The 7,558-nt window shown below is 58.8% G+C and carries 8 protein-coding genes; 3 read left to right on the top strand and 5 right to left on the bottom strand.

Translation table 11 applies throughout. The annotated features are described in order from the left end of the window. Positions 1 to 62: 62 nt before the first annotated feature. Positions 63 to 1,412, top strand: coding sequence for an HD-GYP domain-containing protein (locus ABY948_RS10125; protein WP_461482415.1), 1,350 nt, complete (start codon positions 63 to 65; stop codon positions 1,410 to 1,412). A 52-nt stretch (positions 1,413 to 1,464) separates the two neighbouring features. Continuing rightward, a complete protein-coding gene (locus tag ABY948_RS10120; protein WP_461482414.1) occupies positions 1,465 to 2,814 on the top strand; it encodes an HD-GYP domain-containing protein in 1,350 nt (449 codons plus the stop codon). A gap of 2 nt (positions 2,815 to 2,816) precedes the next feature. On the opposite strand, the gene greB is transcribed toward ABY948_RS10120, so the two are convergent. From greB to ABY948_RS10095, 5 genes are all read right to left on the bottom strand, one after another. Next, positions 2,817 to 3,329: a transcription elongation factor GreB gene (greB, locus tag ABY948_RS10115; protein ID WP_461482413.1), complete on the bottom strand. Its 513-nt coding sequence runs from the start codon at positions 3,327 to 3,329 to the stop codon at positions 2,817 to 2,819. 18 nt (positions 3,330 to 3,347) lie between these two features. Next, positions 3,348 to 5,282 (bottom strand): S9 family peptidase, encoded by a 1,935-nt coding sequence (locus ABY948_RS10110; protein WP_461482412.1) that lies wholly within the window; start codon positions 5,280 to 5,282, stop codon positions 3,348 to 3,350. Position 5,283: 1 nt separating this feature from the next. Beyond that, the gene (yciH, locus tag ABY948_RS10105) at positions 5,284 to 5,607 is read right to left on the bottom strand and encodes a stress response translation initiation inhibitor YciH (protein WP_461482411.1); all 324 of its coding nucleotides are present in this window, start codon (positions 5,605 to 5,607) and stop codon (positions 5,284 to 5,286) included. A gap of 20 nt (positions 5,608 to 5,627) precedes the next feature. Continuing rightward, entirely contained in the window at positions 5,628 to 6,626 is a 999-nt protein-coding gene (locus ABY948_RS10100) for an NAD(P)H-quinone oxidoreductase (RefSeq protein WP_461482410.1), read from the bottom strand. 554 nt (positions 6,627 to 7,180) lie between these two features. Beyond that, positions 7,181 to 7,429, bottom strand: a complete 249-nt coding sequence (locus ABY948_RS10095) for a c-type cytochrome (protein ID WP_461482417.1) — start codon at positions 7,427 to 7,429, stop codon at positions 7,181 to 7,183. 9 nt (positions 7,430 to 7,438) lie between these two features. Between ABY948_RS10095 and ABY948_RS10090 the strand changes: the two genes are divergently transcribed. Further along, on the top strand, positions 7,439 to 7,558 hold a 120-nt coding region (locus tag ABY948_RS10090), incomplete at its 3' end, for a hypothetical protein (protein WP_461482416.1).

Raw genomic sequence — 7,558 nt, 5'->3', positions numbered from 1 at the left:
CAACAAGTCGTAACAAGGGCAGTGACGGGGGTGAACTCCCCCGCGGCCTACAGGGAGTTTGCATGAGCAATCCGTTTCTCGATAAATCAAACCTGGTTCGCGTGGCCGCTTCCGGGCTGAAGCTGGGCATGTTTGTCGCCGAACTCGACCGTCCCTGGTTGGAGACGCCTTTTCTGATGCAAGGTTTTGTGATTCGCCACCCCTCGGAAATCCGCAAATTGCAGGAATACTGTGACCATGTATTTGTGGAAAAGGAAGGGCGGCGCTGGGGCGATAAAAAAGATCCCTTCAGAGCCGGTTTTGGTTTGTCGAAGCGCAGTGCCGATGGTTCCGGGGAAAGCGGCATGGAGCGCCGCGCCCGTGCTGCCGGGGACAAAAGCTCCCCCCTGGAAACCCTGTATACCCGGCCTGAACATCCCGTTGAACGGTCTGTAGACGAGGAGCACCCAGCGGCATTCAAGGCGTTCCAGGTTGCCCACCGCACCGTGGAGGGCTTGCTGGAGCAGGCGCGCCTGGGCAACGCCATTGATACCGAGGTGGCCAAAGAGGTGGTGACCGATTGCGTTGACAGCATTCTGCGCAATCCCCATGCCCTGCTGTGGATGGCCAAGATCAAGCACATGGACTACTACACCATGGAACACTGCCTGAATGTCTGTATTCTCGCGGTGGCATTTGGACGCCATTTGCGCCTGCCGAAGGACGATCTGGTCAAGTTGGGTATTGGCGGCATGTTGCACGATGTGGGTAAAATGCGGGTGCCCCCGGAAATCCTCAACAAGCCCGACAAACTGACGGACGATGAGTTTGCCGTGATCAAAACCCACACGGAAGAAGGGCGTAAACTGCTGATGAAATCACAGGGCTCCCTGAGTGTCGCCGTTGATGTGGCCATCAACCACCATGAGCGCATGGATGGTAAGGGCTATCCCCGCGCACTTTTCGCCCGGGAGCTATCCAGTTACTCGCGCATTATTTCGATCGTCGATGCCTTCGATGCCATGACCAGCGACCGCTGTTATGACGGCGCCCGTTCAACACTGGATGCCCTCAAGGAAATTTATCGCAAGCGTGGCACCCAATTCGACGAGGATTATTCACTGGAATTTATCCAGCTGATGGGGCCGTATCCACCCGGCACCATTGTTGAGCTCGGCAACGGCTGTGTGGCCATTGTGCTCTCGTCCCAGGAGAAAAAACGCCATTTGCCCATGGTGAAGCTGGTATTGAATGAAGACAAACAGCCGATTGGCGAAGAATTTATCGATCTTCTGGATGTGCAGCGGGGTACCCTGCCCAGGGAATGGTTGATCCACCGTGTGCTGAAAGACGGCCAATACGGCGTATTTTTGGAAAATTGCCCGGTCCGGACGGCCATATCCGCGTTTAATACCCCCTCTGAGGCCGAATAAACCCCGACATTGTGAAATTTGAGGCCGTTTTTACCAATCGAGCAGTGACATTATGGACAATAAATATCTCGACAAATCCGCCTATATTCGTATCCCCGCTTCCGAGGTGAAAATAGGCATGCTGGTGGCGGAGCTGGATCGTCCCTGGCTGGGCACGCCCTTCCTGACCCAGGGTTTTGTGGTCAGTGCCCCGTCCGAGATTAAAAAACTCCGGGAACTCTGTAATTTTATCTACGTGGAAAAACAGGGCCGTCTTTGGGCTGACAAGCGCGACCCCTTTGACAAAAGCAACCTTGCTGCCAATGCTTTTTCCTCGGCTATGCCGCAAACCGGTATTTTTACTCAGGCGCAGCGGCGCAAACCTTTCCTGGCTGCGACTATCCACGAGCGACCGCCACATGTGCCGGGGACGACGTTTTTTGAAGAGCTGCCCCAGGCGCAGCGCATCTACAAGGCCGCCAGGAGCAGCATGGCCCAGTTGCTGACCCTGGCGCGCACCGAAAACCGGGTGGATATGTCTCTGGCCAGAAAGCTGGTAAGCAGCCTGGTCCGCAGTGTACTGCGCCACCCTGATCCCCTGATGTGGCTCACCCACGCCAAGGATAAAGAAGCCTACCTGCTGGAACACTGTCTGCATGTTTGTATACTCGCCGTGAATTTTGGCCGGGTATTGCGACTTGAAGCCAGGAATATGTTGAAGTTGGGGCTACATGGTCTGCTGGCCGATATGGGCATGATCCGCCTGCCGCTGGAACTGCTCAGCAAAGTTGAAGCGTTGACCGAGGAAGAGCAACAACTGGTTAACAGCCACCCGCTGCTGGGACGCGATTTGCTGATGAACAGCGAAGAGGGCACCTGTTTTGCCTCTGATGCCGTCATCAACCACCACGAGCGCCTTGACCGGAAAGGTTATCCGCGGGGGCTCGATGCCAAAACCCTGCCACAGTATTCCCGCATCATCAGCATCATTGATGCCTATGACGCCATGACCAGCCCCAGGGCCTATGCGCAAGAAAAATCACCGCTGCAGGCGCTGCAACAGATCTACCGCAACCGGGGTAAGCAGTTTGATGAAGCGTTCGCCCTGGAATTTATCCACAGCATCGGGCCCTATCCGCCGGGCACCTTGGTGGAGCTGAAAAACGGCTGTGTGGCCATTGTCTTGACCAGTGCACCGAAACAGCGTCAACTGCCGGTGATGAGTGTGCTGCTCGGATCGGACAAATTATCTCAGCTCCCCGAGACCATTGATCTGTCCGCCCTGGACAAGGCGGGTAACGGCGGTAAATGGCTGATCCAGCGAGTGCTGAAAAACGGCGACTACGGCGTTAACCTGATGGATGTACCCTTGGCGGCGCTGGTGGCATCCAAGCTGCCGGATAAACAAGTGCTTGATCAATAGCGTCAGGATTGATGATCCTGGGTGTATTGCACGTCGACGATGGTATAGGTTTTGAGATCGGCATCGGAGCGCAGGTTGATTAAATCGTCCAGCCGTTTGCCCAACAGTTGTTGCGCCAGTGGTGAATCCATACTGATTTTATGCTGTGCCGGGTCGATTTCATCTGCCCCAACGATGCGATAACAGCGCTGCTGGCCATCGTCCGCTTCCAGGGTTACCCAGGCACCAAAAAACACCCTGTCCCGGTCGGCGGGCAGGCGGTCCACCACCGTCACCTCGTCCAGTCGTTTGCTCAGGTAGCGCACCCGCCGGTCAATTTCCCGCAACCGTTTCTTGCCGTAAATGTAGTCGCCGTTCTCCGAACGGTCGCCATTCTTGGCGGCCTCATGCACCGCGGCGGTCACCGTGGGTCGCTCCAGCTTCCACAACTGCTGCAGTTCCTCCCGCAGGGCCCTGGCACCTTCAGGGGTGATATAGGGCGCGCTTTTCGGTGCGGGAGGACGGTATCTGCCCATGCTGGTTGGTCCTCGGAATTAAAGGTTGAAAATGGTGATAGTGGGCAGATTGTCCGCCGGTTTAAAGTCGAATACGCGGCCGTAAAAATACAACTCAGCTTCCAGCGACTGGCGAATCGTCTCGGCCTTGCGGAAACCGTGGCTCTCGCCGGGAAAGGGCAGATAGGCCACCGGCATGCGTTTTTGCCGCAGCGCCTTCACCATGGACAGGGCCTGTTCCGGGGGAACCACCTTGTCATCCAGCCCCTGGAAGAAAATCACCGGGCAGTGGAAATTGTCCACGTGGTGGACCGGTGAACGCTCCCGATAGACCGCTTGCTGTTCCGGGTAGGGACCGACCAGGCGCTCCAGGTAGCGGGATTCAAACTTGTGGGTGTCCCGGGCGAGGGTTTCCAGATCGCCAATGCCGTAGAGGCAGGCACCGGCGCGGAACAGGTCGTGAAAACAGAGTGCCGCCAACACCGTATAGCCCCCGGCACTGCTGCCGCGGATGGCGACTTTTTCTGAATCCACCCAGCCCTGATCTATCAGGAAGCGCGCTCCCGCCACCACATCCTCCACATCGGCTATTCCCCACAAACCGTGCAATGCCTGGCGGTAGTGGCGGCCATAACCGGTGCTGCCGCGGTAATTGACATCCAGCACGGCAAAGCCTCTGCTGCTCCAGTACTGGACTTTCAGGTTCAGTCCGGTGCTGGCAGCGCCCGTGGGGCCGCCGTGGCAGACGACTATTAGTGGCGGCAAGGTGCCTGGGGGAGCGCGGTATTGCGGATTGGCCGGCGGGTAATAAAATGCGTGGGCTGAGCGGCCATTCGCTGTGGGAAAGCGGATTGGCTGCGGCTGGGACAAATAACCGGGTTCGAAGGACAATGATTTCCCATGGGCCACCGAGATCAGGCTGCAATCGGAGGCCCGCCATTCCGCCAGCTCGGTCTGCAGCTGGGGTGAGGTGCCCACCAGCCATGCCCGGTCGCCGTGACAGCGAACATCCGATATCTGGCTGTAGTCGGTGGCCACCGTTAGCAGGGTGCTGGTCCCGGGTGAGAGGGTAGCCAGTTGCCAGCTGCCATCGCGGCTGAAACTGCACAACAGCGTGCCATCGGCGCAAAAATCGTAGTTGGACATCCCCAGCACCCACAGGGGTGTGGCAAATTCTGCCGTCAGTGGCCGCAGGCTTTCCCCTGAGCCTGCGTCGGCCAGGCAGTACAGGTTCCACCAATTGTCCCGGTCGGAGACAAAATGCAGCTGGTTAGCCGGGGACCAGCGGGGTTGGGTGATGGCCTCATCGCCGTTTCCGGCCACCCGAACCGGGTTGGCCAGGGTGCCATCCGCTGCCAAACCGGACAGCCATAGCTCGGTGTTGTCCCAGGGCATGTTCGGGTGATTCCAGCTGATCCAGCAGAGTCGCTCACCGAAATTGTCCAGGCGGGGATAGGCGTAGAAGTCCGCGCCCGCGCAGAGGCGCTGGGTGGCCATTGAGCCATCCAGCGGGATGCCGACCAGCAGGTTTTCCGGCTCGCCGGGCACGCCGTGGTTTTCCGCTACGCAGATCAGCCGCTGGTGCCGCCGGTCAAAACAGAAATCGGCATAACAGCAGTCATTGTCCGGGGTGAGGGGACGTGGCAGGGATTGCCGATCCTGCAGGTTGAGCGCGTAGACCCGCTGGTCGTCGTAGAGACAGAAGTACAGTACGTCGTCCGCCACCAGGTATGAGGCGCCGCCGTATTCGTGAACTTTGCTGCGACAGCTCAGGGGGCCTGGCAGGGCATCTTCGACGACGCCCTCTGCGGTTCGCCGCACCACTACCGAGCGGCCGTTTTCCCAGGGGCGCGACTCCAGCCAGTAGAGGTTGCCGCAGTCAAACTGGGGAAAGGCGTAACCCGGTGCGGCATCCGTCAACAGCGCCGGGGTAATCGGCGATATCCAGCTTCCGTAGGCTGCGGTGGTGGTCATCTCAGCCGCCGGCAAGTTTGACGGTGTGGCCCTCACTGGTCAGGGCATCGCGCAGTTTGTCGCGGTGGTCGCCCTGGATCTCGATGATGCCGTCTTTCACCGAACCACCGGTGCCACACAGTTGTTTGAGCTTTTTGGCCAGCTCCTTGAGTTCGCCGTCCGCCATAGCCAGGCCGCTGATGGTGGTCACCCCCTTGCCCTTGCGGCCACTGGTCTCCCGGCGAATGCGCACAATGCCATCACCTGCTGCGCGGGTCGGTGAGGGGGCGGGGATTTTGATGCGACCGGTTTCGGTGGAGTAAACCAGGCGGGACTCCTTGCTCATGGGGTAGGCGGCTCCTCAAATCAGTTCAGGGTCAGGACAATTTTGCCGATGTGTGCGCTGCTTTCCATCAGGCGGTGGGCATCGGCAGCCCGCGTCAACGGAAAAGTGGTGTTGATCACGGGGGCGAGGATGCCATTGTCCAGCAATGGCCAGACCTTATCCAGCAGTGAACGGGCAATGCTCGCCTTTTCCTCCACCGGGCGGGCGCGCAGGGTGGAGCCGGTGAGCACCAGTTGTTTCAACATCACCGGCATCAGGTCGAGTTCCACCTTGGAACCCTGCAGGAAGGCCAGGGAGATGATGCGACCGCGGAATGCCGCGGCCTTGAGGTTCCGCTGTACGTAAGCACCGCCGACGATGTCCAGTATCACATCCACACCGCGGCCGTCGGTCAATGTTTTGACTTCCTGGACAAAATCCTGCTGGCGGTAATTGATGGCCGCCTCAGCACCCAGCTGCAGGCAGAGCTGACATTTTTCCTCGCTGCCTGCGGTGACAAACACCCGGTGATCAAGGCTGTTGGCCATTTGAATGGCCGTTGTGCCGATACCGCTGCTGCCGCCATGCACCAGCAGGGCTTCCCCGGGTTTCAGGGTGTTGTGCAGGAACAGATTGCTCCACACGGTGAAAAAGGTCTCCGGGAGTGCCGCAGCCTGGATAGCGGTATAGGCGGCGGGAATGGGTAGGCAGAGGTCTTCGTGGGCGACTGCGTATTCGGCGTAGCCGCCGCCGCTGAGGAGGGCACAGACCCGTTGGCCCACTTGCCAGCGGACTTCGCGGTTGCCCACCGAAACGATCTCCCCGGCCACTTCCAGACCGGGGATGTCAGATGCGCCAGCCGGTGGTGGATACAGCCCTTGGCGTTGCAGTACGTCGGGGCGATTCACCCCGGCAGCACCGACGCGAATCAACACCTCGTTGTCGCCGGGTTGCGGCATTGCACGGCGCACTGGCGTCAGCACAGATGCTGCGCCTGGCGTACTGATTTCAATGCATTGCATGTCCACAGCTAATGACATGACGGACTCCAAATCTGGATGGCGAGAAAGCCACTGTACAGCAGGGCGCCGATGGTGGGCAGAGCCGCTTGTAGCGAGCCCCACAGTCTCTGGCGGTCATTTAAAAATAATAGCGACAGATTCACCAGGGTGGAAAATTTCGTCCCCACTGATGACCACAACCAGTAGTAGGCCGTCGATTTTCAGTAGCCTGGTCAGGATCGCCAAGGTGACAGATTGTTTGACTCCCCAGATTGCCACAACTGTGAGGGTGATAACCAACATTTTCCGTATAGGCTGAATCCGTCGGGGACAAGTGGCGCAATACGGGTAATTGGGGGCCATGGAGCAAGTATAGGTAGATGCCGATAGGTTGCGGGCTCTGATCCAGGCGCCGTGAGCACTATTTGCGAAATGAGCTGGTTGGCACAGAAGTGATGTGCGGATGAAGGGGGCATTTTTAATGCGGGTGCTTGGGAGATTGGCTACCGGTATTGATTGGAGACAAAAAAGCCCGACTAATGCCGGGCTATTGTCTATTCGTCTGTTGCGGCGGGGAATTGCCTCAGGTCAGATTACAGGCTGGCGTAATAGGCAGCCAGGTCGTCAATATCCTGATCGGACAGGGTCTTGGCCATGCTGGACATCACCGGGTCGGTGCGGGTGCCATCGCGAAACGCTTTTAACTGTTTGGCCAGATAACCGGCCTTCTGGCCAGCCAGGTTTGGCCACATGTCGCTGGCGCTGATGCCGCTGGCGCCGTGGCAGGCTGCGCAGGCCATTGCCTTGGTTTGGCCGGCAGCTACGTCGCCCGCCGGGTCGATGCCGACGGCATGGTCCGCGCCGTCGCCGAAATCCGTTCTGGAGATCTCGACGGAGCCAACGTGACCATGCCTCATAAGGGAAGGGCGGCAACCCTTTCCGACGTGCTGGACCCGGTTGCGGCCCGGGCT

This window comes from Porticoccus sp. (assembly GCF_041592135.1).
Classification (GTDB): Bacteria; Pseudomonadota; Gammaproteobacteria; order Pseudomonadales; family Porticoccaceae; genus Porticoccus.
This window is presented reverse-complemented; position numbering and strand designations above follow the sequence as displayed.

Bases quoted from the DNA above. Each gene is read 5' to 3' on its own strand.
- ABY948_RS10110 (WP_461482412.1), bottom strand. From the start codon at position 5,282: ATGACCACCACCGCAGCCTACGGAAGCTGGATATCGCCGATTACCCCG.
- yciH (WP_461482411.1), bottom strand. From the start codon at position 5,607: ATGAGCAAGGAGTCCCGCCTGGTTTACTCCACCGAAACCGGTCGCATC.
- ABY948_RS10125 (WP_461482415.1), top strand. From the start codon at position 63: ATGAGCAATCCGTTTCTCGATAAATCAAACCTGGTTCGCGTGGCCGCT.
- ABY948_RS10120 (WP_461482414.1), top strand. From the start codon at position 1,465: ATGGACAATAAATATCTCGACAAATCCGCCTATATTCGTATCCCCGCT.
- ABY948_RS10100 (WP_461482410.1), bottom strand. From the start codon at position 6,626: ATGTCATTAGCTGTGGACATGCAATGCATTGAAATCAGTACGCCAGGC.
- greB (WP_461482413.1), bottom strand. From the start codon at position 3,329: ATGGGCAGATACCGTCCTCCCGCACCGAAAAGCGCGCCCTATATCACC.